This window comes from Embleya australiensis, from assembly GCF_051903075.1.
Lineage (GTDB): Bacteria > Actinomycetota > Actinomycetes > Streptomycetales > Streptomycetaceae > Embleya.
Map to the genome: position 1 here is coordinate 6,330,931 of NZ_CP182422.1, position 25,191 is coordinate 6,356,121.

Genomic DNA, 25,191 nt, shown 5'->3' on the forward strand with positions numbered 1-25,191 from the left:
GTCGACGCCCCGACGACCGACCGCCACCGCACGCCCGCCCGACCGTCCCCGACCGTCGACCCTCACCGCACGCACATCGCCATCACGCACGCGTCGTCCTCGTACCGGGTGTGCCCCAGCCGACTGAGCACCACGTCCACGCACGTCCGCGCGCTCGCTCCGAGCACCAGCGGCCCCAGGCCCAGGAGCGCGCGGACCGCCTCCTCCGTACCGCGCCCACGTCGCTCGACCAGCCCGTCGGTGAAGATCAACAGCACGTCCCCGGAACGGAGTTCGACCCGGTCCTCGACGAACTCCGGCTCGTCCAACGCGCCGAGCAACACCCCGAACGGCGCCGCCAGCGCCCGCCCGGCCCCCTCCCGGTACAGCAGCGGCGGCGGATGCCCGCCCTGCGCCCACGTCAACACCCGCGTCGCCGGCGCGAATCGCGCACACACGGCGGTGGCCACCTTGTCCGCGGGCAGCGTATGCACCACGATCCGATTCAGCGCCGCCAGCATCGCGGCGGGACCCGCTCCCGTCATCGCCACCCCTTGGAGCGCCCCGCGCAGCGTGGTCATCCCGGACGCCGCCGCGACCCCGTGCCCGGACATGTCGCCGACCGCGAGCAGCACGTCCCCGTCCGGCAGCGCGAGCGCGTCGTACCAGTCCCCGCCCACCTTCGAGTCCTGCTCGGCGGGAAAGTAGCGGGTGGCCACCTCGATCCCGGGCAGCTCGATCGGCCGGGTCCACCACGGCATCACCACCCGCTGCAACTCGGCGGCGATGCGATGCTCCGAGCGCAACAGTCGCCGCTGGGCCAGCAGTTGCGCCCGCGTCTCGGTCAACGCCTGCTGGGTGCGTCGGAGTTCGGTGATGTCGCGCAGCAGCGCCCAGATCGCGTGCGGGGTGCCGTCGGCGTCGAGGACCGGCTCGCCGACGAACTGCACGGACACCCGGGTGCCGTCGCGGCGCACGATCCGGAACTCGCCCTCGACGCCGTTCGCCTGTTCGAGCAATTCACGCACCAGGTCGGCCACGAACGCCCGGTCCTCGGCCGCCGCGTGCTCGGCCAACGCGGCCAGCGGCAGCGGTCCCAGCGCCCGGTCCCGGTCGAACAGCGCGTACATCTCCGCCGACCAGCGCACGTCGTCGCGATCGAGATGCCACTCGGCGCTGGCCACCGGACCCGAGCCGGGTGCGGGCTCGCGCGGCGCGCCGGTCCCGCGCTGCTCGGGCAGCAGGCCACTCGGATCCGGCTCGACGAACAACCGGCGCAGGTGCCGCCAGGGCAGCGCGGCGTCCTCGACGTCGTCGACGGTGAAGGGCGTCAAGGTGGTGGAGGCGGTGAAGGGTGCCGCCGGCCCGACATCCGACGGCCGCATCGCGCTGCGCGCCGGCGTACAGGCCGCCGGCCCCGGGTCGTCCGCCTGCCGGTGCTCGGGGTCGTCGATGTCCGGACTCAGGCGGGCCAGGTACTCCGCCGCCTGTCCGAGGCTGCACGCGAGCAGATCGCACAGCAGGCCGCGCCGATACGCGTCTTCGCCGGCCGCGGGATCCTCACCCGCGAGGATCGGGCCCGGCAGGCCGCCCGGTCCCGCGCCGGGGCCGAATTCGTGCCGCAGGGCGTCGAGTTCGGCCCGCATCCGGCCGATGTGCGCACGCCACCGGGACGGATCCGCCACGGTGGCTGCGTCCACGGGGTGTTCGGGCCGTTCGCGCATCCGCTCGCGCTCCTCCGGACATGACCTGGCAGGGGTGCAATGAACTGTCGCACATCAAAGGCCCGGACGCGGATGAAACCACGGTAACCGGCATGCTTGTGGCGGATTGCCCATTTCGGCTGTCCGGAGATGGCGCAAGGGGCTCGATCGCGACCACGATCGAGCCCCTTGCGGGCCACGCGAACAGAACCGGACACCCCACCCGACCGGATTCGAACAGCGGCGGCGCGACACGGCGTGTCGCGACACCGAGCACCGGTCCGCGGCGTCGGCCCCGCCGCCGTGCGGATCAGCCCAACTCGTTCCCCAGGATCGAGATGAACGACACCATGTCGCCCGGATACCCACCCAGGTTGTGGGTCAACGCCAACTTGCGCCCGTCCGCCGGGATCCGCCGCTCCGCCGGCGCCGCGCCGCGCAGTTGCAGCCACGCCTCGAACATCATCCGCAGCCCGGACGCGCCCACCGGGTGCCCGAAGCTCTTCAGCCCGCCGTCCGGGTTGACCGGCAGCCGACCGTCCAGGTCGAACGCGCCGGCCAGGACGTCCTTCCACGCGGTGCCACGATCGGCGAACCGCAGGTCCTCCATCAGGACCAGTTCGGTCGGCGTGAAGCAGTCGTGCACCTCGGCCATCGCCAACTCCTCGCGCGGATTGGTGATCCCGGCCTGGCGGTACGCGTCCTCGGCGCAGGCGGCGATCTCCCGGAACGTGGTGTAGTCGTACTCCGGGTCGATCACCCCCGAGCCGTTGCCCGCCACCAGGGACAGCGCCTTGATGTACAGCGGCTTGTCCGTGTACAGGTGCGCGTCCTCGGCCCGGACCACGATCGCCGCCGCCGCGCCGTCCGCGACGCCCGCGCAGTCGAACACGCCCAGCTGCCCGGCGAGTTTGGGCATCGCGGAGATCTTCTCGGCGGCGATCTCCTTGCGGAACTGCGCGCGCGGGTTGCGCGCGCCGTTGTAGTGGTTCTTCGCCGCGATGTGCGAGAGCACCTCGCGCATCTCCGCTTCGGAGACCCCGTACTTCTCGCCGTACGCGGGCACCACCATCGAGAACATGGCCGCCGCGGTGAGGGTGCGCGCGGTGCCGTCGCCGGGGATCGGGAAGGCGTTCAGGCCCTGGAACCCGCCGTCCTTGACCTTCTCGACGCCCACCGCCATGGCCACGTCGTACGCGCCGGACGCGACCGCGTAGGCGGCCTGGCGCAGCGCGTCCGACCCGGTCGCGCACATGTTCTCCACGCGCGTGACCGGCTTGCCCTGGAGCTGCAACGGCTTGGCCAGGGTCAGCCCGGACATGCCCGACTGCGCGGTGCCCAGCCAGTACGCGTCGACCTGCTCCTTGCGCACGCCCGCGTCGGCGAACGCCTCGGCGGTCGCCTCGATCAGCAGGTCGTCGGTGCCCCGGTCCCAGTGCTCGACGAAGGGTGTGCAGCCCATCCCGACGATGGCGACGCGGTCCTTGATGCCGTGCGATCCCATGCCTATGCCTCCTCGGCGGCTCGGGCGGTCCGCACGGGGCGGGCCTTCCAGAAGTAGTTGTGGATCCCGTCGGCGGTGCCCAGCCGGCGGAAGGTCGGCTCGACCCGGTCCCCGATGGCGACCTCGCCCGCGTCCATGTCGGTCAACTCGATCGGCAGCCGGCCGCCGTTGTCGAAGTCCACGACGGCGAACACCACGGGCGGGCTGGGGGAGTAGGCCATCCGGTCCACGGTGAACGTCTTGACCGTGCCGAGCACATCGGCGGTGGGCACCGGCTCCATGTCGTCCACGTTGCCACCGGTCATCGACACCCGCTGCGGCGGCAGGTGCACCGCGCCGCTCTCCCGGTCCCGGGCGCCGACGAAGCCGTACTTCCAGTCCACCGAGCGCACCGCGGCCGAGGACGAGGTACGCGCGGGCTCGGGGCGGCGCGGCGGCTCGACCGGCAGCAGCCCGCGCCAGGCCAGGTACTTCCCGTACGGCAGCGGCGCGCCGCCGGCGATCTGCTCGGCGACCGTGCGGGTGGGCCGGTAGGCCGCGAGCGCGTCGCCGGCACGGAAGAGGAACACGTCGGCGCCGTCGGACAACACGACCAGCGCGATCACCGCGCCCGGGGCGGCGGCCTCCAGCGTGGCGGCCAGCATCAGGCCCGGGTGCGCCGCGCCGGTGTTGCCGACGGTGCCCGAGAGGTCGTCGCCGAGCACGCCTTCGCGCAGCCCGAGTCGGCGGCCGAGGCCGGCGACCGCGCGCCCGTGCAGGCCGGCGATCACCGCGTGGTCCACCTGGTCGGCGGTCAGGCCGGTGGCCTTGAGCGCGTCGGTCCAGGCCCGGCGGCCCGCGGCGAGGTAGTTGTTCTCGCCGAATTTCTCCTCCCACAGCTTCGACCGCACGTCGCCGGGGGTGCGCCAGCGGTCGACGAACTCGGCCGTGGCTGCGGCGCCGCCCAGATACTCGGCCAGGACCGGGCCGTCGGCGGGGCCGCCGACCAGGAGCGCGGAGGCGCCGTCGCCGCCGGCCGCCTCGTCAGGGCTGCCGGGCAGGCCGACCCGGATGTCCGCGCCGACCACGAGCGCGGTGTCGGCGCCGGTCAGGGCGAGCCGGAGCAGCCCGGCCGCGGAGCGCACCGAGCCGGTGGCGTCCATCGCCGGCACCGACCCGTCCAGGCGCAGCGCGGCGTGGATCGCCGTCGCGTTGGTGCGGTCCGTGTACGCGGGGGCGACCGTGGCGAACAGCAGCGCGCGCGGGTCGGCCCGGGGCGTGGCGCGCAGCGTGTTGCGGGCGGCCTCCACGCCCAGGGTGGTGGTGTCCTCGTCGAAGGACGCGACCGTACGGGTGCCCTTGCCGCCCCCGGTGCCGGCCACGGCGGCGATGGTCTTGCGGTCGAGGCGCCGGTAGGGCAGGTAGGCCCCGTATCCGAGGATGCCGCGTCCCGTCGAAACTGCGGTTCCGTCAGTCGTCATTTCTCCGCTTCCGCCTCGTTCCACTCGGGTTCGTCGCGTTGCTGGGGTTACTGGCTTGCTCGGTTGCTCGGTTGCTGCGTGGTGCCGTGGCGGCGCCGGGTGTCCGGGTCGCCGCCGCGGTGGCCGGTGGGTCGGGCCGTCGGCTACGGCGTCTCCAGTCCGATCGCCCCGGCGGCCGCGAGTCGGTCGATCTCCTCGCGGGACATGCCCAGTTCGGTGCCCAGGACCTCGGCGGTGTGCTCGCCCACCCACGGCACCCGGCTCTCCGGACCCTCGGCGACACGGGAGAGCTTGACCGGGTTGCCCGGGGACAGGATTGGCGCCGGCTCCCCGTCGGTGCGCTCCATCTCGACGAGCATGTGGCGATTGCGCACGTGCTCGTCGTCGATCACGTCGCCCGGGTTGTACACCGGCCCCGACGCGACCCCGACGCCGCTCAGCGCCGCGCACGCCTGCAGGCGCGACTTGTCCGCGGCCCACTCCTCGATGCCGGGGCGCAGGATGTCCTCGATGTGGTCGAACCACGCCTGCGGTCCGCCCAGCCGGGGATCGGTGCGCCACTCCGGCTTCCCGACCAGGTCGGCCAGCGCCGCGAACATGTGCGGACGGGCGCACTGGATCAGGAAGTAGCCGTCGAAGGCCCGGAACGAGTGGTTGATCAGCGGGGCCAGGCCCGGGTCCTTGAGCCCCATCGACCAGTAGCTGATGCCCGCGTCGTTGAGCGCGACCATGGCGTCGAACATGGAGATGTCCACGTACTGGCCGACGCCGGTGGCGTCGCGGTGGCGCAGCGCGGCGAGCACCCCGATCACCGCGAACAGCGCCGAGCCGGAGTCACCGAGCGCGCCGAGCGGGGACACCACGGGCGCCGTGTTCGGGTCCCGCTTGAAGTCGTACAGTCCGGCCATGCCCTCGGCGACCGGGGCGTACGCGGGCCAGGAGGCGTAGGGCGACTCGGTGGTGTTGCCGAAGCCGGACACCGACAGGTAGATCGCGCGCGGATTGACGGCCGCGATGTCCTCGAAGCCGAGGCCGAGCCGGCCGGCCGTACCGGGCTTGAAGTTCTCGCAGACGATGTCCGCCTTCTCGGCCAGGCGCAGCACTATCTCGCGGCCCTCGGGATGCTTGAGGTCGACCGTCACGCTGCGCTTGCCGAGGTTGTTGCGCAGGAAGGTGACGCCGACGTTGCGGCCGAGCGGATCGGTCATCGTCGGCAGCGCGGCGCGCCCGGACTCGCCGACGCCCGGCGACTCGATCTTGACCACCTCGGCGCCCAGACGGGCCAGCATCTGGGTGGCGTAGGGGAGCGCCTGCATCTGTTCGATGGCCAGGACCCGGATCCCGTCGAGCGGCTTTCCGAAGCGTTGCAGGTCGGCGCCTGCCACCTCGCCCAAGCGCATGGTCACTCACTCCCTGTCGTGCGGTCGTACATGTGCCGCGCGGTCGACCGGCCGGCCGAGCCTGCTGCAGCCGTGCGGCCGGCCCCGGCACCCGGACCCTCGGCGCGGCGCCGACAGGGCACCCCGCACGAGTGCCCAATAGTCGCGAGACAGGCACCTCGTCACCATAGCTGACGGGCAGTCAGATGAGCATGGGTCGAGTTCCGTGCCGCTCGTCACGCACTCGCGCGGGGCGCCCGGTTCGGGTGACGCGCGAGGGCTCGTCGGCTTGTCGGCGGGCCGGGGCGAGCCCGACTCCATTACGGTGCGCGCATGATCGACGACGCTGTGATCCGCGACGCGGAGTCGGCCGCCCGTGCCCTGCTCGATCGGCGCATCGACCTGATCCGCGAACTCGCCGCATCCACCGCCGAGTTGGAGCCCCTGCTACAGGCCGCGGCGGCCGGCGAACAACGCGCACTCCAGGCCTGGTCCGATGCCCTGTCCGGCGGCTGGACCCTCGACGAACTCCGCCACCTCGGCTACCGCGACCCGGACAAACGCCCCAGCCCCAAAAAGCCCACCACAAAGCGCACACCCCCCACCACAACGCCCCCGCCGCCCACCCCGACCCCCGAGACACCCCCAATCCCCGACTCGCCACTCGACCACCCGAACGCGGCCGGGACCCCCTCGGGCTCGCCGAACGCGACGGGGCCCGGTTCGGCCCCCGGGGACGCGACCGGGCGCGGCCCGGCATCCGAGGACGCGACCGGGCGCGGCTCGGCCCCCGGGGACGTAACCAGGCACGGCTCGGCCCCCGGGGACGTAACCCGGCGCGGTTCGGCACCTGACGATGCGATCGGGCGCGGTTCGGCACCCGAGGACGCGACCAGGCATGGCTCGGTGCCCGGGGATGCGACCGAGCGTGGTTCGGCACCCGGGCATACGACCGGGCGTGGTTCGGCACCCGGGGACGCGACCGGGCATGGCTCGGCACCTGAGGGTGCGACCTCGGGCGGTTCGGCACCTAAGGACGCGACCGGGCGTGGCTCGGCATCCGGGGACGCAGCCCAGCGTGGCTCGGCATCCGGGGATGCGACCGGGCGTGGTTCGGCGCCCGGAGACGCGGCCGGGCGCAAGCCGGCGCCGGTGGATGGGGCCGAGCCCGGATCGGCCGGCGCGCAGCCGACGGGTGCGGTCGCGACGGCACCCGCGAGCGGCACCGGTCGTCCGACCGCCTCGTCCGTCCCACGCCCGGGGCCGGGCCCGGGGCCGAGCCCGGGGCCACTGCCGCCCGCACGCGCAAGCTCCGTACCGTCCCCGCCCCCGCCCGCGTCCACCCGCCCGAGCGCCGCCGAATAGCCGACCACCCGGCGCGCGCGCAAGCGCCCCCGCTCCGCGCTCCGCCCCGCCGAATCGGTCCCGACGGCGAATCACGGTATTGTTGGTTGAGCCATGCAGGTAACGCACGGCGAGCGACAAGGGGGGCGGTCATCGATACCGCGACGACACCGTGTGACGAGCCGACAGCCGGCCGCGCACCCGACGAACTGGGACGCGAACTCGCGCGCCTCATGCGGCTCACGGCCGCGGCCAAGGCGCGCAGTCGCGCCGAAAGCGGTCCGATTCCCGACGGGGGAGACCGGTTGCTGCTGGCCTATCTGGTCATGGAGGGACCCCGCAGGGTCACCGACCTGGCCGCGATGACCTACCTGGACGTGTCCACGGTCAGCCGACAGATCGCCTCGCTGGTCCAACGCGGTCTCGTCGAGCGCCGCCCGGACCCCAACGACGGTCGCGGCACGCTGCTCGCGGTGACCGACACCGGCGAGCAGGCATTCGAGGTGTACCGCAGCCGCCGCCAGGCCGAGCTGGATCGGGTCACCCGCGACTGGTCCACCGACGAACGCCGGACATTCGTACACCTCCTGGCCCGCTTCAACGACGACCTCGAACGCGAACAGGCGCCGGCGCGCGACGTCGCGCCCGGCGCGCCGGAAGGCCCCACCGCATGACCGACACGAAACCGCAGGTCCGGCCACAGCCCGCAGCGGGAGACAGCGGCCTGACCCACCGTCAGATCATGACGATCATGTACGGCCTGATGGCCGGCATGTTCCTCGCCGCGCTCGACCAGACGATCGTCTCCACCGCGATCCGCACCATCTCCGACGACCTGCACGGGCTCAGCCAGCAGGCGTGGGCGACCACCGCCTACCTCATCACCTCGACGATCGCCACGCCGCTCTACGGCAAGCTCTCCGACCTGTACGGCCGGCGACCGTTCTACCTCGCGGCCATCACGATCTTCGTGGTCGGCTCGGCCGCCTGTACGTTCTCCACCTCGATGTACGAGCTGGCCGGCTTCCGCGCGCTCCAGGGCCTCGGCGCCGGCGGCCTGATGTCGCTCGCCTTCGCGATCATCGGCGACGTCGTGGCGCCCCGCGAACGTGCCCGCTACCAGGGCTACTTCCTCGCCGTCTTCGGCACCTCCAGCGTGCTCGGACCGCTGGTCGGCGGATTCTTCGCGGGCCAGGACGAGATCCTGGGCATCGCGGGCTGGCGCTGGGTCTTCCTGGTCAACGTGCCCGTCGGCGTCGTCGCGCTGCTCGTGGTCGGCAAGGTGCTGCGCATCCCGCACACCCGCCGGCCGCACCGGATCGACTGGTTCGGCGCGATCACCCTGGCCATGGGCGTGGTCCCGCTGCTGATCGTCGCCGAACAGGGCCGCGAATGGGGATGGGGCTCGGGAGTCTCGCTCGCCTGCTACCTGATCGGCGCCGTCGGCGTGATCAGCTGGATCCTCGTCGAGCGCCGCATGGGCGAGGACGCACTGATCCCGATGCGCCTGTTCTCCGACCGCATCTTCAGCCTGGCGTCGCTCATCGGCGTCATCTTCGGCATGGCGATGTTCGGCGGGTTCATGCTGATCCCGCAATACTTCCAGATCGTCAAGGGCGCCAGTCCGACCAAGGCCGGCCTGCTGATGATCCCGGTCATGGTCGGCATGATGGGCTCGTCCATCCTGTCCGGTCAGATCACCTCCAAGACCGGCCGGTACAAGATCTTCCCGATCCTCGGCACCGGCATCGCGGCGATAGCGATGGGCCTGTTCGCGCTCTACGTCGACGCCGGCACCTCCCTTGTGACCACCAGCATGTTCATGGTCCTGCTCGGCATCGGCCTCGGTCAGTGCATGCAGACGCTGATCCTGGTGGTGCAGAACGCGGTACCGCCCCGGGACATGGGCGTGGCCACCTCGGCGGCCACCTTCTTCCGGCAGATGGGCGCCACCGCCGGTACCGCGGTGTTCCTGTCCGTGCTGTTCAGCAACGTCTCCGGGGAGATCGCCGAGGCGTTCACCCGCGACGCGCAGACGCCCGCGTTCAAGTCGGCGCTCTCCGACCCCGCCGTGCTCGCCGATCCGGCCAACGGGCCGGTGATCGAGATGGTCCGCCATCCCGGTCCCGGCGGCGCGCAGGGCTCCGGCGTGCTCAGCGACTCGTCGTTCATCCAGCACCTCGACCCGAGATTGGCCGCGCCGTTCAAGGAGGGCTTCTCCGAGGCGATGCAGCTGGTGTTCCTGATCGCGGCGTGTGTGATGGCGGTGGCGTTCGTCCTGGTCTTCTTCATCAAGGAAGTGCCGCTGCGCACCATGTCCGGCCTGGAGGCGAAGGCCGCCGAGGAGGCGGAGCGCGCCGCCGAGGGGGCCGCCGACGCCGAGGCGTCCCGGGAGCCCGCCGCGACCGGCTCCGGTGCGGCCGCCCGAGCGCAGACCTCACCCGAACAGGACGCCCGCCGCGCGGCGGGCAGACGCTGGCCCGAGAACGACTGACCCCGGTTGCGTGTGCCGGACGGACCCGGTCGGGTCCGTCCGGCACACGCACGTTCGGGTACGGGCACACCGTCGGCTCACGCGAGCCGACGCGCCCGCCGCCGCACCACGCCGAGTCCCATCCACAGCGCCACGCCCAGGTTCACCACGGCCAGCACCACGAAGGTGAGCACCGCCGCGTGCGCCGAGGCATGCGCACCGGCGCCCGTCATGGACAGGAACATGGTGCCGAACGTGGCCACCCCCACCACGCCGCCGAACTGCATCAGCGTGACCAGCACCCCGCTCGCGTCACCCGCGTACTCGGGCCGCACCCGCCCCAGCGCGCTCGACATCAGCGGCCCGAGCACCGCGCCCTGACCCAGGCCCATCCCGGCCAGGCCGACCGCGAGCGCCACGCCGCCGTCCCGCCCGCCGTGCACCGAGGCCGCCATGCCCACGTACGAGACGGACACCAGCGCGAAGCCCAGATATCCCAGGTGCTCCCGAATCCGCTCGGGCAACCGCCCCCACCACAACCCGGAGACGGCGAACCCGAGCGCGCACGGCACATACGTCAGACCGGCCCGCAGCGGACTGTCGCCGAGCCCCGACTGCAGGTGCAGCGCGAGGGTGAACAGGAACCCGTTGTAGCTCGCCACCCCGACCAGCAGCATGATCCCGCCGGACAGCAGCCCGGGGGAGCGCAACACCGCGCCCGGCACCAGCGGCGACCCGCCGCGCGCCGACACCCGGCGCTCCACCAGGGCGAACGCGCCCATCCCGACCAGCCCCGCGGCGAGTACCAGCCACCCCCACACCGGCCTGCCCTGTTCGTGCCCCATCACCAGCGGCACCACCAGGGCCAACATCGCCGGCGCCAAGACCAGCACGCCCGGCACGTCCAGCCGCCCCCAGCCCGGGCGCTCGTCGGGCCCCGGCCGGTCGCCGCCCAGCGCACGCCACCCGACCGCGAGCAACAACACCCCCAGCGGCACGTTGACCAGGAACACCGGCCGCCAACTCGTGCCCCACAGATCCGCGTCGACCAGCACCCCGCCCACGATCTGCCCGACGACCGCGCCGCCGGCTATCGCGGTCTGGTACAGCCCCATCGCCGCCGTCCGCCGCGGTCCCTCGAACCGGCGCTGGATCAGCGTCAGCACCTGCGGCACCAACAACGCGGCTCCCGCGCCCTGCAGGCACCGGAACGCCACCAACTCCCCCGTGGAACCGGCCAGCCCGCAGGCCAGCGAGGCCACCGTGAACAACCCGAGCCCGGCCAGGTACGCCCGCCCGAACCCGAAGATCGCGCCCAGCCGCGATCCGGTGATCAGCAACATCGCGTACACGATCGTGTAGCCCGCGATCACCCACTGCAGCCCGGCGCCCGACGTATGCAGGTCCGAACGCATCACCGGAGCCGCCACGTTGACGATCGAGGAGTCCAGCACCGCCATGAACTGCCCGGCCACCAGCACCACGAGCAGCAGCGTGCCCGCGCCCCCGACCCGATTCCCGTCCTCCCGGCGACCCTTCGCCGCCCGTCGCCGCTCCCGGGCGGTCGGCGCCCGGGAGCCTCCCTTGTCGGGAGCGGTCGATCCGAGGACCCCGGCCGCCGGCGTCGTCACCCGCTCCCCGTCCCCGTGCCGGGCGCCGCCGCCCGACTTCACATCCGTATCGTTCATGGCAGCGACTCTGCCCGGCGCCGGGTACCCGGACCAGTAGCCTGGTTATCCTGGTATCACCAGGCACCTGGCAACCGGGGCGACGATCGGCGCAGGATGGTTCGATGACCGGCAGCCCGCGCACCGACGCCACCCACCGCCCGGCCGCCCCGCAGCGGGTCGACCCGCCGATCGGGCCGGCAGCGGCCCCGATCGCCGACGCCGGGCGCGCCGCGCCGGAATACGTCCGCCCCGAACGCGCCGCCTCCCGAGCCGAGCTGGGCGCCTTCCTGCGCAGCCGACGCGAGCGGATCAGCCCGGAACAGGTCGGCCTGCCCGCCGGCCGCCGGCGCCGCACACCCGGGCTGCGCCGCGAGGAGGTCGCACAACTGTCCGGCGTGGGGGTGACCTGGTACACCTGGCTCGAACAGGGCCGCCTGATCAACGTCAGCGCCCAGGTCATCGGCGGCATCGCCCGCACGCTGCGGCTCGACGCCGTCGAGTACGAACACGTCAAGCGGCTGGCCTGCGTGCCCAGCCTGGCCACGCTGCGCGCCGAGGACGAGGTCGACTCGGACGCCCAGACCGTCCTCGACGACTTCGCCACGCTGCCGGCGGTGGTGCTGAACGGCCGCTACGACGTGCTGGCCTACAACGCGCTCTACGCCCGGATGTTCCCGAGCCTGGTGGCGGCGCCGAGGCAGCGGCGCAATGTGATCTGGGAGTTGTTCACCCGGCCCGCGTGCTGCAACCCCTTCCACGATTGGCGGGAGGAGTGCGCGGGCGTGGTCGGCGTGTTGCGCGGCAGCTACGCGCGCAATGTCGGCGATCCGCTGTGGACCGCGTTCGTCGACGAACTGATCGACGCCAGTCCCGAGTTCGCGACGACCTGGGCGGCCCATCCGGTCTCGCTCACCCGCACCCGGACCAAACTCTTCCGCCACCTCGACGTCGGGGTGCTGCACGTGCGGGGGATGCCCACCGACCTCGCCACCTCGCCGGGCCAGCGGATGAGCGTCTATGTGCCGCAGGACGAGCCGACGCGCGAGCGACTGGCCCGGCTGGCCGCGCCCGACTTCGTACCGAGCCCGCCGCACGAACATTCGCCGAGGTAAGCCGAAGGGCCGGAGGATCGAGATCCTCCGGCCCTTGGGTACTGCCCGTGCGCGATACTGGGATTGAACCAGTGACCTCTTCCGTGTCAGGGAAGCGCTCTCCCGCTGAGCTAATCGCGCGGGTGGTGTAGCGGTACGACGGTTGTGCGGCGTGCGCGATACTGGGATTGAACCAGTGACCTCTTCCGTGTCAGGGAAGCGCTCTCCCGCTGAGCTAATCGCGCGGGCAGATCACCCTCGGCACCAGGCCCGGGTTCTCTTGGAGGTGGAGACGGGATTTGAACCCGTGTAGACGGCTTTGCAGGCCGTTGCCTCGCCTCTCGGCCACTCCACCAAGTGAAGGAACCATAGTGGTTGCCCACCACATTCCTCTACTTCTTCCGAGCGGACGACGAGATTCGAACTCGCGACCCTCACCTTGGCAAGGTGATGCTCTACCAACTGAGCCACGTCCGCTTGTCGACCCGGGTTGCGCTTCCGCGTCCCGGCGACGTTGAGAACTTTAGCGGATCCGAGGGCCATCACAAAAACCGATTCCCCGCGCACCCCGCCGCGCGACCCGCGCAACCTGCGAAAACGACCGAGGCCGGCCCGAACCGCGAGGGTTCGAACCGGCCTTCGGCGAGCGCCGACGGGGAGCCGCCCGGCGCGTTGGACCACCGTCACGACGGCAGGTGTTCAGCCGCTGTGCACCCGGCGGCCGGACTCCGCGCCCCATCGGGCGAGCGCCGGGCACCCCGAGATCACCCGCGCCGCTCCCCGGAGGGCGCCGGTGCATCCACCGGACCGGAGGGAGCCGGCACCTCGTCCGCGCTCGCGTCGGACGCACGATCGACCGCCGCAGCCGGCGACTGAGCGGGAACCTGCGGCAGTTCGGAAGCCCCAGCCTCACCCGCCACCACATCGGACCCGCCCGCGCTCGGCTTCCCCAACAAAACAGGCTCGCCAGACGTCCCCACGGCAGCCGCCTCGACATCCACGGCAGCCACGACGGCAGTCGCCGCGTCGCCCTCGGCAGCCGGCACAACGGCTGTCGCCGCTTCGGCCTCGGCAGCCGGTACGACGGCTGTCGCCGCATCGGCCGACCCAGCCTCGGCGGCCGGCACGACCGCTGTCGCCGCTTCAACCGACTCGGCCTCCACAGCCGGCACGACGGTTGTCGCCGCTTCGACCTCCGCAGCCGGTACGACGGCCGTCGCCGCATCAGCCGGTTCGACCTCAACGGCCGGCGCGACCGCTGTCGCCGCTTCGACCGCTTCGACCTCGACCCCCGGCACGACCGCTGTGGCCGCTTCGACCGACTCGGCCTCCACAGCCGGCACGACGGTTGTCGCCGCTTCGACCTCAACGGCCGGTACAACGGCTGTCGCCGCGTCGGCCGACCCGACCTCGGCGGCCGCTACGACCGCTGTGGCCGCTTCCACCGGCTCGGCTTCGGCGGCCGGGACAACGGCCGGTGCCGCTTCTGCCGATTCGTTCGCGTCGCTCGACTCGGCTTCGGCAGCCGGTGCGGCGTCGGGAGTCTCGGTCCCCGCCGTCGGCGGCGCCGCGGGGCGCGGCGGCGGGGCGGCCACCGGCGTGGCCACGGCAGGCGCGGGAGCGACCGGGGCGGGAGCGGCCGGCGCGGCTGCCGTCGTGCCCTCCACCGGAGTCTGCGGGACCGGCGGCGCGCCGAGCGCGGTCTGCGCCGGCGGCGCGAACCCGCCGGGAGCACCGGGCGCGGCCGGCACCGGCGGAGCGAAGTACTGCCCGGTCGGCGCCTGCGCCGGATAGGCCGCCCACGGCGTCGGCGCCCCCGCCGGGAAACCGCCCGCCGCTCCCGGAGCCGGGACCAGCCCCGACGCGAACGCCAGCGCCTCGCGCTCGTGCTGGAACGTGGTGATCTTCCGAACCACGAAGATCGCCGCGACCGCCGCGAGGATCAGCACGATGTCCGCGGCCCCCGACAGGATGTCGATGGTCTGCAGCCGATCGGCGTCCGACAGGTCGATGTCGTCACCCAGCGGGTAGGACAGCCGGCTCGCGAAGAACAACACCGACGCGCCGACCAGCAGCACCCACCAGGTCCACAACAGCGGCAGCCGCCCGGGCGTACGACCGCCGCGCTCGGCGGTCCGGGGATCGCTCGCGCGCCACACGTCGTGCAGGATCAGCTTCGGGAACCACAGGCTCACCACCGGCACCAGCCAACCGCCGACCGCCCACCCGGTGGACAGGTGCTGCTTCGACGGGCCGAACAGGTCCACGTTGGCACGGGCCCGATACATCCAGATGATGAACAGCACCGCCGTCGCGATCATCGACAACACCAGGAACGTGATCGCCGCCGCGACCAGCGAGTCCGAGTCCTCGGCCCGGGTGCGCAGCGAGTCCGTGACACCGAGGTCGCCGGCGTCGACGATCTGCCGGAGCACGTCGGCCCGGTGGAAGAACGCCGCCGCGCACAGCCCCGCGAACACCGCCGACAGCGGCAGCAGGATGTACAACGTCACGGCGAGCCCGCGCAGCGAGCGGAACGGCTGCGGCATCCAGCCCCCGAAGGGCGGGGCCGGATACGCCCCGGGCATGCCGTAGGGCGCCTGCGGCGCGAACGCACCCGGCGCGGGCGGATAGGCGCCCGGATACACCCCGGCGGGATACACCCCGGTGGGCGCGGGTGCGGGCGGAGCGTACGGATCCGGCGGCGTGGGCGCCGCAGGCGCCGCCGGGGCCGCCGGGGCCGCGGTCGACCCGGTGACCACGGGGGCCGACACGGCGCCGGCCTGCTGCGGCGCGACGGCCGGGACGGCGCCGCAGTACGAACAGCGGTCGGCCCGCGTAGACCAGGTGTCGCAGGCGGAACAGTGCACGGATGAACGTCCTTCGATCGCGTGATGCGGTGGAGACTTCGACGGGTCGGGCGAACCGACCGGGAGGGGTGGTCACCGGTCTCGGGGTCACCGGGTTCCATCCACCCGTGCCGCATCATGCCGTGCCCGAGCGTCACACGGGAACGCGGAATCGATTCGGGGCACTTCCGGGCGCGTCGCACCGGCGCGCGGGGGGCGCTCGCGGCGGCCGACGCCGGGCCGCCCGGGCCGGCCGCGCCGATCGGCCGCCTCCTACAATGGCGTCCTGACCCGCGCGCCGATCCTCAAGCAGGTGCCGCGGTCGCGACCCCGGAACGAACACGTGAGCCAGCCTCCCCCCATCGCCCACCTCGGCGGGCGCTTGGCCACCGGACTGCGGGACGTCACCCGCGACCCGGCAGCCCTGGACTCGCACGGCTTCTGGGCCGTGGTCGCCGACTTCGAGGGCGACCCGATCTGCGCCCGCTTCGACCACGTGCGCCCGGCCCCGCTGCCCGCCGCCCCGTGGACCGGGCCGCCCGCCCACACGTGGACCGACTCGCTCGGCGCCGACGCGTACCGCGCGGGGGTGCGCCGCATCCGCGAGTACATCGCCGCCGGCGACGTGTACCAGGTCAACCTGTGCCGCATGCTCAGCGCCCCGCTGCCCGCCGACGCCGACATCGTCGGCCTGGCCGGCCGGCTCGCGCTGGGCAACCCCGCCCCGTACGCCGGGGTGATCCGACTGCCCGAACACGGCGTCCACGTCGCGTGCGCGTCGCCGGAGCTGTACCTGCACCGCGTCGGCGACCGGGTCAGCTCCGGCCCGATCAAGGGCACCGGCCGAACCGAGGCCGACCTGCTGCCCAAGGACCACGCCGAGAACGTGATGATCGTCGACCTGGTCCGCAACGACCTGGGCCGCGCCGCCGCGATCGGCTCGGTCACCGTGCCCGAGTTGTGCGTGGTCGAACGGCATCCGGGCCTGGTCCACCTCGTCTCCACCGTCGCCGGCACGCTGGCCCCCGGCGTCGGCTGGCCTGAACTGCTCGCCGCGACGTTCCCGCCCGGCTCGGTCAGCGGCGCCCCCAAGAGCAGCGCGCTGCGCATCATCGAGGAGCTGGAGCCGGTCCCGCGCGGCCCCTACTGCGGCGCGATCGGCTGGGTGGACGCGGACCGCCGCGAGGGCTCGCTCGCGGTGGGCATACGCAGCTTCTTCGTCCGCGACGGCCGACTGTGCTTCGGCACCGGTGCGGGCATCACGTACGACTCCGACCCGCAGCGCGAGTGGGAGGAGACCCGCCTGAAGGCGCGGAACCTGCTCGCGGTGGCGACGGGGGAGTACCGGGCGGAGGGGGAGTGCCGGGCGGATCCGGCCGGAGCCGGGGACCGGCCCGACACCGCGGCGGAGCACTCGCCGGCCTCCGCGGACGCCGGCGGCCGGGAGCACCCCGCGAGCCCCGAGCACATCGGCGCCCGCGAGCGCGCGACGGCCCCGGAGCACCCCGGCGAGCGCCCGAGGTCCACGGCGCCGGCCGCCCTCGGCTACCCACCCGAGTCCGGAACCGGGCAGGATCGGGCCGCGCGGGATCGCGTCGGACACAACCCCGCGGACACCTCGGAGGGCGCATGAGCAGAATCTGGTTGAACGACCGCCTCGTCGACGACGAACACGCGGTGGTCCCGGTGGACGACCACGGGCTGACCGTCGGCGACGGCGTCTTCGAAACGCTGAAGGCGCGGGACGGACAGGCATTCGCGACGACCCGGCACCTGGACCGGCTGACCCGCTCCGCGCGCGGCCTCGGGCTGCCCGACCCCGACCTCGACCTGCTGCGCCACGCGTGCGCCGAGGTGCTGGCGGCCAACCCGCTGCCGGGCATCGCTCGACTGCGGATCACCTACACGGGGGGCCGCTCGCCGCTGGGCTCCGAGCGCGGCGGGGCGACACCGACCCTGGTGGTCGCCCTCGCCCCGGCCAAACCGCGCGGCGAGAGCACCGCCGTGGTCACCGTCCCGTGGACCCGCAACGAGAACGCGCCGACCACCGGGCTCAAGACGACCAGCTATGCCGACAACGTGGTGATGCTCGGCCACGCCGCCCGGCACGGCGCGAGCGAGGCGCTGTTCGCGAACACCGCGGGCAACCTGTGCGAGGGCACCGGCTCCAACGTGTTCGTGGTCCTCGACGGCCGCCTGGTCACCCCGCCGCTGTCGGCCGGTTGCCTGGCCGGCGTCTCGCGCGCGCTGGTCCTCGAATGGGTCGGCGCCGAGGAGACCGACCTGCCGCTGACCGCGCTCGCCGACGCGGATGAGGTGTTCCTGACCTCGTCGCTGCGCGACATCCAGGCGGTGCACCGGATCGACGAGCACACCCGCACCGCGCCCGGCCCGTTCACCCGCAAGGCGATGGAGATCTTCGCCACCCGCGCCGCCGCCGACATCGACCCCTGACCCGGACGCCGGCCCGCCCCGGCCCCGGCCGCGCCGGTGCGCCGATCTCGCGGTCGGCGCTCCGGCGCAGGTTGACCGGGTCCGCGCGCGGGCAGCACTGCCGATGACGGGGCGCGACATCGGCAAGGCGGGGGGACGCGATGACCACCACTCTGCGACCGGCCGGACCGGGCCGGGACGGCGTGTACTCGATCTGCGCCAACGGCCGATCCGTCGGCGGCGTACACCTGACCCCGCTCGGCCCGTGGGGCACCGGCACCGGATGGATCCTGCACATCCAGGTGCTGCCGTCGCGCCGCCGCCGAGGACACGGGTGCGTGGCGATGCTCGCGGCCGAGGAGATCATGCGCGGCCGGCGCTGTACCCGGATGGCCGCCGCGGTGCCCGAGGGCAACCGCGCGGCCACCGGCCTGGTCTCGGCCCTGGGCTACGCGCCCGACAGCACCCGACTGGTGGCCCCGGTGCGCGCCACCGGCCTGCCGCACGGGGTGCGGATGATGGACACCGACGAACGCGAGGCGTGGTGCCGCGCGGAACTGCACCGCTGCGCGGCGACGTTGCGCGCGGCCGGGTGGTCCGAACCCGCCGCCAGGGCCCGCGCGCACGCCCGCCTCGACCACCCCACCGCGCCCGCCCCGTACACGCTGGGCGACGGTGCGGCGGTGTGGGTGGCGCACGGCGTCGTCCTGGCCCTGACCGCGCGCAACCCGGAGGCCGCCGCGACGCTCCTGCGCGCCGCCGGCCACGTGGCGGCGACCCAGGGACTGCCCGAGCTGGCCATCGACCTGCCCGACGAGGCCCGTACCCCGGAGTTCACGAAGGTGCTCACCGGGGCTCGATTCGCGCCGCGTACGCGTTATTGGGGGAAACCCATCCTGTGAGAAGTCGGGAACATCCCTGATCCTGGGTCTACTCCACGGGGAGGAGACGAGTCGGTCGGAGTCCTCCCCGAGTACCGAACCGACCGTCGATCGTGGTGTTCGAGGAGCGAGACGGCCACGATGGAGACAGGACGGCAACGGCCGTCGACCGATCCCGATCGACGCCGACCGACAACGAAGCTTCGTAGGTTTCGAACGAGGAGGCCGAGCGCATGTCCGGCGCAGATGTGGTGACCGGCGCGTTGTGCATGGCGCTGACGGGCCTGGGCCTGGTCACCGCGGTACAAAAGGCTCGCCAACGACGTTTCCTGAGCGCGACGCGGTGGACCGCCGCGGCGCTGTTCCCGATCGGCCTGTACCTGACCGGCCTGGCCACACTGGGCCGCCGGGTGGGCAGCGCGGTCGCCGACTGGGCGACCGACCTCGCCTTCGGCCTCAAGGCGTGGGGCGGCGTCGCGATCCTCGCGTTCGCCGTGATCCTGCTGATGATCACCCGCATGGTCGGCGGAAAGAAGAAGTCCCCGGAGTCGAGCGGCACCGCGTCCACCACCTCCGCCATCTCGTCCGACCTGGCGGCGCTGCTCGGCGACGGCGGTCCGGCGGCGGGAGCGGGCGGTTCGGGCGGTGCGCCGCCGCGCAGCCGAGAGCCGAAGCCGGCCGCCGCGCCGCGCTCACGGCGATCGTCGCGCGCGAGCGGGGGCGACGACGAGTTCGCGGAGATCGAGGAACTGTTGCGCAGGCGCGGGATCTGAAGTCGGGGAATCCCGATTTGCGGATTTCCTCGGGATACCGTCGGTTACCGCGGGTCAGCGTGAGGTGCTAATCCGTGTCCGCGCAGAACGGGAGCGGTCGGGCATGGTGAATGTGAACGCATTCCCATGCGGTTGTGTGCGGTTGTGGCCGTGCCGATGCGATGCCTATGCGGCGGGATAGTCCTGCCCGAGTCGCGGCCTATGCGGCGCGCGCCGTGCCGGAAAATGTGTTCGAATGCGCGCTTTCTTTGTGGCGCGCCCGGGTCGGATGCGTATTCGGATCGCCGGGCCGCTCGTGCGCTCGTTTGCTCGTCTGCTCGCTCGTCCGACCGTTCGTTCGTCGGGCGGGCGGGACGGTCCGGGGTCGTCGGCGTGGCCGTTCCACCGGTCGGGACGTGAAAACGCTCCGCCGCTCCCACCGTGTGGACGATGGGTGCGGCGGAGCGCTGACGTGTGAACCCGGCGCCGCGGACAGGGGCGTGTCCGCCGTGCCAGAGCTCAGTTCTCGGCGAGGATCTGCGACAGTTCCCGGTCGAGATCGAAGAAGCGGTGCTCGTTGCCGGGGGCCACGGCAGCGTTCGTACGCTTCAGGAACGACTCCAAGGCCCGTGCGGGCGCTTCGAGCAGGGCCTCGCCCTCCGGAGAGCTGAGGGCGATGCAGACGATGCTCTGTCCGTGGCTCCGAGAGGGCCACACACGAACATCGCCGGTGCCCGAGGGCTGACGCAGCCCATCGGCGAGAAGGTCGCGGGCGAAGACCCAGTCGACCGTCTCATCGGCACCCGTGTGGAAGGTCGCATGCACGGCGTACGGGTCCGACGAGTCGTAGCGCAGTCCCGCGGGGACCGGCAATGAGGACTCGCTCGAGACGACGAGGCGCAGGTGCAGCTCACAGCTGACCGTGGTGTTCATAAGCGCCATGGCCTTTCGCTCAGTGTGCGCTCGGGGATTCGCACGTCGGCGTTCGCAACATCCCACCTGCGGACCTCTTGTAAACGTCTCTGCCCGATATACGGGCGTCTGGGTACTCCTTAAGAGCGATGCGGAGGTGTAACGTTCGCCCGCATGATTTCCGGAAGGGAACAGGCGATCGGATCGGGTCGCTCCGATCGCCCGGACCGGCCCGCCCGGGTCGGTCCCCGGCCGTAAGGTCTGCACCGAACCTCTGCCCCCTTGTAGCGTTGTCAAGCCAGGCCGGGCCGAGGTCGGCGCCGGCCCCGGGCGAACGGAGGCATCCGGTGGACGACGGCCGGTACGACGAGAGAGGAAGACGCACGATGGACACGGGGGTCGCGGAGAACAGCGCGCACGCCGCCGGGAAGCCCACCGCCGACCGGGACGACCCGGCCGCGGCGGCACCCGAGGGCGCGACGAACGCCGGCACACCCACCGGGGCGCCCGAGGCGAAACCATTCGGCTCCCGCGCGCCGGCCTTCATCAAGCGCTCCAAGCCGCTGCACATGACCTGGCAGATCGGCGTCGCCATCATCGGCTTCGCGATCATCGTGGGCGGCATCATCATGCTCCCGCTGCCCGGCCCCGGCTGGGCGGTCATCTTCCTCGGCCTCGCCGTCCTGGGCACCGAATTCGTCTGGGCCCAGCGCACGCTGCTGTGGACCAAGGACAAGGTCACCAGGGCCGCCACCCGCGCCCTCGACCCCAAGACCCGCCGCCGCAACATGATCATGCTCGCGATCGGCCTGCTCCTGATCGCCGCCGCGGTGGCCCTGTACCTGTGGAAATACGGCATGGCCCTCCCGTTCTGACCCCCGAGCGAGCCGCCCCCAGACCCCGGGCGGCCCCCGCACCCCACCCGCGGAGGGCGGTCACAACCGCCCCCACCCATGCGGTAATGTTCTCCCTGCACCCGGGCGATTAGCTCAGCGGGAGAGCGCTTCGTTCACACCGAAGAGGTCACTGGTTCGATCCCAGTATCGCCCACCAGCTCAGAAGGGGTATACGCGTCAAAGCGGATACCCCTTCTGCGTGTTCGGGAGCCGAACAGGGAGCCACCGAGGCGGAGGCCAGCCCTTGTCGTGTGCCGCGCCGCCCTCGTCCGACGCGTCCTCCGAAGCCTCGCCGAAGATGGCATCCATGGCTTCGGCTCCTTGCGCAATATCCGGCGTCGGCTGCTTGCGGTGGACCGGCTCGGTGGTGGTTGTGCTGCCGCGACCGGCCATCAGGGCGATCACCTCCAGCGAGATACCGTGCTCGGACAGCAGCGCCACGAAGCTCGGTCGAAGCTCGCGCGGGGTTCACTCCGCAGCCAGGCGGACCCGCTTCACGATGGCCCGGGATCCCCGTCGATGCCGACTGCGACGGCTTTTTTGTCTGCTCCAGGTGCTGGACGACCGCGCGGGCGGTGTCCGGTGGCGACCTCGGGCGTCCGTCAGGTCTGCCGTCGGGGTGCTCGCCGCGCGTGGTGGCGGCTACGAGGGCGGGGCAACGGCGACTGCGTGCGCTTGGGCCCGGGCCCAGGGCGGGGGCGCTGCCGGTCCGGTCGGTGGTTGAGGCAGCCGTGCAGGGCAAACCCGGGGGCACGTGCAGGGCCCGGCGGCCGGTATGTGCGGGCGGCCGCCGCAGTCCGAGCGCGCGCAGGTGAGGCGGTTGCCGAACGGGAGCCTCCCGGCCCGCAGCGGAAGTATCGGCGTCTCGGCGACTTGCCGGACCACCGTTCGGTTCGGGTGTTCCGGGCGCTGTCCTGCGTGAGTTCAGGCATGCGCTGCCGGGCGTTGACGTGCTTGCCGGCCGGGGCCGGTTCCGCCGCACCAGGAGGGTGATGAGGCGTGGCTTTGCCGGTGTCGAGGCATGCGGAGCCGTGAGGGCTGTCGGAGCCGTCGTGTCGAATAGCCGAGGGACGTATCGCCTGGCAGTTTCGGAGGAGACAACATGGCCGTGTTCGACGACTTCGGTCGTCCGCTCGTTGCCGGCTTCAGCGTCGAACCAACGCCGGGACATGCGGAGCCTCACCACTACGACGTGGTGCTTGCTTCGGCGGGTGGCGGCAAGGGCGTTCCTCGGAACCGGGACTACACCCAGGCGCTCGAGATACTGCTTCGCCGACTAGGCGGTCTACACGGCCGACTGCTCGATGCTGCGGTCGACAGCAGGAACACCGCGCTCAAGAACCTTCCCTTGGAAGAGCGGCGTGTGCTCTCGCCTGCCTGGCGTGCCGTCGACCTGTACACCGTCAAAGACTTCAGGGGACTGCGTCTGTCTCTGACGGGTCCGCAGAAGAGGATCGGAGCGAAGCCGGGTGCGAAAGGGGGCAACGAGCGCCGACGTCTCCGACTCACTGTGAACGTCCCGGCTGCCGGGGACGCCGAACGGCTCGAGCAGATGCTCATCCGGCCGGAGACCGTCGAGATCTCGGAGCCGCTCGAAGTGGAGGTCGAGGCAGGCGTCGGGGCCGCTGTTGCTCCCGACCCCGCACCGTACCGATCGGGGGAACCGGATGCCCCGGGGCGTAAGTCGGCTCGAGGGCAGGGGCGTTCGTCGGACAGTGCGGCGAATCGAGCTGTCGAGATGCGGGCGATGCTGCTGGCCGAGGCCCACTATCGCGCTGAGGGCTGGGTTGTGAGCGTAGTCGCGAACACCAGCAGTTGGGATCTCACGTGCCACAAGGACGGCATCGAAAAGCACGTCGAGGTCAAGGGCATGACCGGCGCCCCTGAAGGTGTCCATTTGACCGCCAACGAAGTCCGGCACGCGCTCTCCTACCCGAATCCCGCTCTCTTCGTCGTTCACGGGATCGTCGTGGACCGCTCCGGCGACGACGTCACCGCCGACGGTGGCACCGAACTGTGGTGGGACCCCTGGGTCATCGCTCTCGAGCGAGCCACAGCGACTCAGTACCACTACAGCCTCGACGGCCCTGCCTAGGCTCCTGTGGTCCAAGTCGACCGTGTCGTGCGGGGCCGAGAGGTCCCGGATCACGAAGGCAGCCCGGGGCTCCGGGCGTTCGGTGGGTTTGTGGGCTCGGGTGGGTGTGGGGTCTTTGGAGTATTGACAAGGGTGATGGGGCAGGACAGGCTCCTGAGCACGTTGTGAGAGCGCTCTCACGGCGTGGGCCCGGCCGCGTCGATGACGCGTGTTCCGTGTTGCCGTGCCGTTGGTGTCGGGCCGCCATGGACGACCGCACCGCCGCAGTTTTTCGTACCGCCGCACGATGTACCTCGCTCATCGCCGTCCCGGACGCAGGGTCACCAGGAGGTCTTTCCATGCGCACGCGCTACGTTCGTGGTCGAGTCAGAGCCCTGTCCGCTCTGTGTACCGCGCTGTTGGTCGGATCCGTTCTCGCCGGGTGCGGGGGTGACGGGGGGTCCGGTTCGGGGGACGGCAAAGTCACCCTGAACGTCGGGTTGTTCGGCACGTTCGGCTTCGAGGAGGCCGGGTTGTACGCCGAGTATCAGCAGGCGCACCCGGGCATCAAGATCGTTCAGCACGACACCGAGAAGGAGGAGGACTACTGGCGTACCGTGCAGACCCGGCTCGCCGGTGGGGGCGGGATCGACGACATCCAGGGCATCGAGGTCGGGCGGATCGCCGACGTCGTGCGGAACCAGGCCGACAAGTGGGTGGATCTGAACTCGTTGGGCCTCGCGGGTGGCAATGCCGAGTACCTGCCGTGGAAGAGCAAGGCGGCGACCACCGCCGACGGGAAGGTACTGGGGGCCGGGACGGACATCGGGCCGATGGCGATCTGCTATCGCAGCGATCTGTTCCGGGCGGCCGGACTGCCCACCGATCGGGAGGAGTTGGCGCGGCGCTGGTCGACGTGGGAGGGATACGTCGAACTGGGGCGGCAGTTCCAGGCGAACGCGCCGAAGAAGACGCACTACCTGGACAGTGTGACCGGGTTGTACAACGCGATCATCGGGCAGCAGCAGGAGTCCTACTACGACGCGGCCGGCAAGCCGATCTACGACACCAATCCGACCGTGAAGCATGCGTGGGACCTGGCCGCGCAGGCCGCCGACGGGAAACTGTCGGCCGCTTTGCAGCAGTTCCAGAGTGATTGGAACCAGGCGTTCTCGGCCGACGGCTTCGCCTCGCTCTCGTGCCCGGCGTGGATGATCGGGTACATCAAGACCCAGGCCGGTGACGCGGGCAAGGGCAAGTGGGACGTCGCCGCGGGGCCCGGCGGTACGGGGAACTGGGGCGGCTCGTACCTCGCCGTCCCCAAGGGTGGCAAGCACCACAAGGAAGCGGCCGAACTGGTCGCCTGGCTGACCGCGCCCGAGCAGCAGGCGAAGATGTTCCGGAAGCAGGGGAACTTCCCGTCCAAGACCGGGGCGATCGAAAGCGTCAAGGCGACGATGGATCCCTACTTCAACAACGCGCCCATCGGTGCGATCTTCAGCGCGGCGGCGGAGCGGATGCCCGTACAGGTCACCGGGGTTCGGCACAACGACATCAAGGACAACATCACCACCGCGCTGACGTCCGTGGAGGCCCAGGGGGTCAAACCGGACGACGCGTGGAAGCGGGCACGCGACGCGGTCAAAAACGCCCTCGCAAGCTGACGACGGCGGCAACGCCCGGCGACGTGCGCGCGGCGGGGGCCGGGTACGAAGGCCGACCCCGGGCGGCGGCCGACCCCCCCGGCACCCGAGCCGGGTGGTCGACCGCCACGGCCAGCCGGTGGGCGAT

At 72.0% G+C, this 25,191-nt stretch carries 18 protein-coding genes, 5 tRNA genes and 1 pseudogene; 12 read left to right on the forward strand and 12 right to left on the reverse strand.

Features of this window, described 5'->3' with window-relative positions; translation table 11 throughout:
• Positions 1-62: 62 nt before the first annotated feature.
• The 4 genes from ACMXN5_RS27170 to ACMXN5_RS27185 all read right to left on the reverse strand — a co-directional run bounded on the left by ACMXN5_RS27170 (position 63) and on the right by ACMXN5_RS27185 (position 6,046).
• Positions 63-1,703, reverse strand: a complete 1,641-nt coding sequence (locus ACMXN5_RS27170) for a PP2C family protein-serine/threonine phosphatase (protein WP_439677428.1) — start codon at positions 1,701-1,703, stop codon at positions 63-65.
• A 289-nt stretch (positions 1,704-1,992) separates the two neighbouring features.
• Positions 1,993-3,186, reverse strand: a complete 1,194-nt coding sequence (locus ACMXN5_RS27175) for an acetyl-CoA acetyltransferase (RefSeq protein ID WP_439677429.1) — start codon at positions 3,184-3,186, stop codon at positions 1,993-1,995.
• Between the two features lie 2 nt (positions 3,187-3,188).
• Entirely contained in the window at positions 3,189-4,646 is a 1,458-nt protein-coding gene (locus ACMXN5_RS27180) for an OB-fold domain-containing protein (protein WP_439677430.1), read from the reverse strand.
• A gap of 143 nt (positions 4,647-4,789) precedes the next feature.
• On the reverse strand, positions 4,790-6,046 hold the full coding sequence (locus ACMXN5_RS27185) for a CaiB/BaiF CoA transferase family protein (protein ID WP_395791121.1): 1,257 nt from the start codon (positions 6,044-6,046) through the stop codon (positions 4,790-4,792).
• A 1,556-nt stretch (positions 6,047-7,602) separates the two neighbouring features.
• Here ACMXN5_RS27185 and ACMXN5_RS27190 point away from each other — a divergent pair.
• Positions 7,603-8,043 (forward strand): MarR family winged helix-turn-helix transcriptional regulator, encoded by a 441-nt coding sequence (locus ACMXN5_RS27190; RefSeq protein ID WP_439677431.1) that lies wholly within the window; start codon positions 7,603-7,605, stop codon positions 8,041-8,043.
• On the forward strand, positions 8,040-9,863 hold the full coding sequence (locus ACMXN5_RS27195) for an MDR family MFS transporter (RefSeq protein ID WP_439677432.1): 1,824 nt from the start codon (positions 8,040-8,042) through the stop codon (positions 9,861-9,863). Before ACMXN5_RS27190 ends, ACMXN5_RS27195 begins: the two co-directional genes overlap by 4 nt.
• A gap of 77 nt (positions 9,864-9,940) precedes the next feature.
• Here the strand turns inward: ACMXN5_RS27195 and ACMXN5_RS27200 are convergent, their stop codons facing one another.
• Positions 9,941-11,530 (reverse strand): MFS transporter, encoded by a 1,590-nt coding sequence (locus ACMXN5_RS27200; RefSeq protein WP_439677433.1) that lies wholly within the window; start codon positions 11,528-11,530, stop codon positions 9,941-9,943.
• 104 nt (positions 11,531-11,634) lie between these two features.
• Between ACMXN5_RS27200 and ACMXN5_RS27205 the strand changes: the two genes are divergently transcribed.
• Entirely contained in the window at positions 11,635-12,624 is a 990-nt protein-coding gene (locus ACMXN5_RS27205; RefSeq protein WP_439677434.1) for a helix-turn-helix transcriptional regulator, read from the forward strand.
• A gap of 48 nt (positions 12,625-12,672) precedes the next feature.
• Here ACMXN5_RS27205 and ACMXN5_RS27210 read toward each other — a convergent pair.
• The 5 genes from ACMXN5_RS27210 to ACMXN5_RS27230 form a co-directional block, all read right to left on the reverse strand.
• A tRNA-Val gene (locus tag ACMXN5_RS27210) sits at positions 12,673-12,744 on the reverse strand.
• A 32-nt stretch (positions 12,745-12,776) separates the two neighbouring features.
• Positions 12,777-12,848, reverse strand: a tRNA-Val gene (locus tag ACMXN5_RS27215).
• Positions 12,849-12,884: 36 nt separating this feature from the next.
• A tRNA-Cys gene (locus ACMXN5_RS27220) sits at positions 12,885-12,958 on the reverse strand.
• A 49-nt stretch (positions 12,959-13,007) separates the two neighbouring features.
• Positions 13,008-13,080 (reverse strand) — tRNA-Gly (locus ACMXN5_RS27225).
• A 287-nt stretch (positions 13,081-13,367) separates the two neighbouring features.
• Positions 13,368-14,933, reverse strand: coding sequence for a DUF4328 domain-containing protein (locus ACMXN5_RS27230; protein WP_439678091.1), 1,566 nt, complete (start codon positions 14,931-14,933; stop codon positions 13,368-13,370).
• Here ACMXN5_RS27230 and ACMXN5_RS27235 point away from each other — a divergent pair.
• From ACMXN5_RS27235 to ACMXN5_RS27255, 5 genes and pseudogenes are all read left to right on the forward strand, one after another.
• On the forward strand, positions 14,899-15,198 hold the full coding sequence (locus ACMXN5_RS27235) for a hypothetical protein (RefSeq protein ID WP_439678125.1): 300 nt from the start codon (positions 14,899-14,901) through the stop codon (positions 15,196-15,198). The genes ACMXN5_RS27230 and ACMXN5_RS27235 overlap by 35 nt on opposite strands.
• Before the next feature lie 597 nt (positions 15,199-15,795).
• Positions 15,796-16,809: pseudogene (locus ACMXN5_RS27240) on the forward strand (chorismate-binding protein); the annotation flags it as partial.
• A 272-nt stretch (positions 16,810-17,081) separates the two neighbouring features.
• A complete protein-coding gene (locus tag ACMXN5_RS27245; RefSeq protein WP_439677435.1) occupies positions 17,082-17,906 on the forward strand; it encodes an aminotransferase class IV in 825 nt (274 codons plus the stop codon).
• Between the two features lie 140 nt (positions 17,907-18,046).
• Positions 18,047-18,787, forward strand: a complete 741-nt coding sequence (locus tag ACMXN5_RS27250) for a GNAT family N-acetyltransferase (RefSeq protein ID WP_439677436.1) — start codon at positions 18,047-18,049, stop codon at positions 18,785-18,787.
• A 212-nt stretch (positions 18,788-18,999) separates the two neighbouring features.
• Complete coding sequence (locus tag ACMXN5_RS27255; protein ID WP_439677437.1) at positions 19,000-19,539, forward strand: hypothetical protein; 540 nt, start codon at positions 19,000-19,002, stop codon at positions 19,537-19,539.
• Positions 19,540-20,037: 498 nt separating this feature from the next.
• Here ACMXN5_RS27255 and ACMXN5_RS27260 read toward each other — a convergent pair whose 3' ends face one another.
• Positions 20,038-20,451 carry an SsgA family sporulation/cell division regulator gene (locus ACMXN5_RS27260; RefSeq protein ID WP_026218464.1) on the reverse strand — a complete coding sequence of 138 codons (414 nt, stop codon included), beginning with the start codon at positions 20,449-20,451 and terminating at the stop codon, positions 20,038-20,040.
• Positions 20,452-20,816: 365 nt separating this feature from the next.
• On the opposite strand from ACMXN5_RS27260, the gene ACMXN5_RS27265 reads away from it, so the two are divergent.
• Both ACMXN5_RS27265 and ACMXN5_RS27270 read left to right on the forward strand, forming a co-directional pair.
• Positions 20,817-21,305 (forward strand): TIGR02611 family protein, encoded by a 489-nt coding sequence (locus ACMXN5_RS27265; RefSeq protein WP_439677438.1) that lies wholly within the window; start codon positions 20,817-20,819, stop codon positions 21,303-21,305.
• Positions 21,306-21,408: 103 nt separating this feature from the next.
• Positions 21,409-21,483 (forward strand) — tRNA-Val (locus tag ACMXN5_RS27270).
• A 20-nt stretch (positions 21,484-21,503) separates the two neighbouring features.
• On the opposite strand, the gene ACMXN5_RS27275 is transcribed toward ACMXN5_RS27270, so the two are convergent.
• Entirely contained in the window at positions 21,504-21,767 is a 264-nt protein-coding gene (locus ACMXN5_RS27275) for a hypothetical protein (RefSeq protein ID WP_439677439.1), read from the reverse strand.
• A 661-nt stretch (positions 21,768-22,428) separates the two neighbouring features.
• Between ACMXN5_RS27275 and ACMXN5_RS27280 the strand changes: the two genes are divergently transcribed.
• Complete coding sequence (locus tag ACMXN5_RS27280; protein WP_439677440.1) at positions 22,429-23,421, forward strand: protein NO VEIN domain-containing protein; 993 nt, start codon at positions 22,429-22,431, stop codon at positions 23,419-23,421.
• Positions 23,422-23,759: 338 nt separating this feature from the next.
• Positions 23,760-25,064: an ABC transporter substrate-binding protein gene (locus ACMXN5_RS27285; protein ID WP_439677441.1), complete on the forward strand. Its 1,305-nt coding sequence runs from the start codon at positions 23,760-23,762 to the stop codon at positions 25,062-25,064.
• Positions 25,065-25,191 lie beyond the last annotated feature (127 nt).

Coding starts and splice junctions, on each gene's coding strand:
- ACMXN5_RS27255 (WP_439677437.1), top strand. CDS start 19,000: ATGTCCGGCGCAGATGTGGTGACCGGCGCGTTGTGCATGGCGCTGACG.
- ACMXN5_RS27170 (WP_439677428.1), bottom strand. CDS start 1,703: ATGCGCGAACGGCCCGAACACCCCGTGGACGCAGCCACCGTGGCGGAT.
- ACMXN5_RS27280 (WP_439677440.1), top strand. CDS start 22,429: ATGGCCGTGTTCGACGACTTCGGTCGTCCGCTCGTTGCCGGCTTCAGC.
- ACMXN5_RS27250 (WP_439677436.1), top strand. CDS start 18,047: ATGACCACCACTCTGCGACCGGCCGGACCGGGCCGGGACGGCGTGTAC.
- ACMXN5_RS27175 (WP_439677429.1), bottom strand. CDS start 3,186: ATGGGATCGCACGGCATCAAGGACCGCGTCGCCATCGTCGGGATGGGC.
- ACMXN5_RS27190 (WP_439677431.1), top strand. CDS start 7,603: ATGCGGCTCACGGCCGCGGCCAAGGCGCGCAGTCGCGCCGAAAGCGGT.
- ACMXN5_RS27200 (WP_439677433.1), bottom strand. CDS start 11,530: ATGAACGATACGGATGTGAAGTCGGGCGGCGGCGCCCGGCACGGGGAC.
- ACMXN5_RS27245 (WP_439677435.1), top strand. CDS start 17,082: ATGAGCAGAATCTGGTTGAACGACCGCCTCGTCGACGACGAACACGCG.
- ACMXN5_RS27195 (WP_439677432.1), top strand. CDS start 8,040: ATGACCGACACGAAACCGCAGGTCCGGCCACAGCCCGCAGCGGGAGAC.
- ACMXN5_RS27185 (WP_395791121.1), bottom strand. CDS start 6,046: ATGCGCTTGGGCGAGGTGGCAGGCGCCGACCTGCAACGCTTCGGAAAG.
- ACMXN5_RS27265 (WP_439677438.1), top strand. CDS start 20,817: ATGGACACGGGGGTCGCGGAGAACAGCGCGCACGCCGCCGGGAAGCCC.
- ACMXN5_RS27205 (WP_439677434.1), top strand. CDS start 11,635: ATGACCGGCAGCCCGCGCACCGACGCCACCCACCGCCCGGCCGCCCCG.
- ACMXN5_RS27235 (WP_439678125.1), top strand. CDS start 14,899: ATGAACAGCACCGCCGTCGCGATCATCGACAACACCAGGAACGTGATC.
- ACMXN5_RS27180 (WP_439677430.1), bottom strand. CDS start 4,646: ATGACGACTGACGGAACCGCAGTTTCGACGGGACGCGGCATCCTCGGA.
- ACMXN5_RS27260 (WP_026218464.1), bottom strand. CDS start 20,451: ATGAACACCACGGTCAGCTGTGAGCTGCACCTGCGCCTCGTCGTCTCG.
- ACMXN5_RS27285 (WP_439677441.1), top strand. CDS start 23,760: ATGCGCACGCGCTACGTTCGTGGTCGAGTCAGAGCCCTGTCCGCTCTG.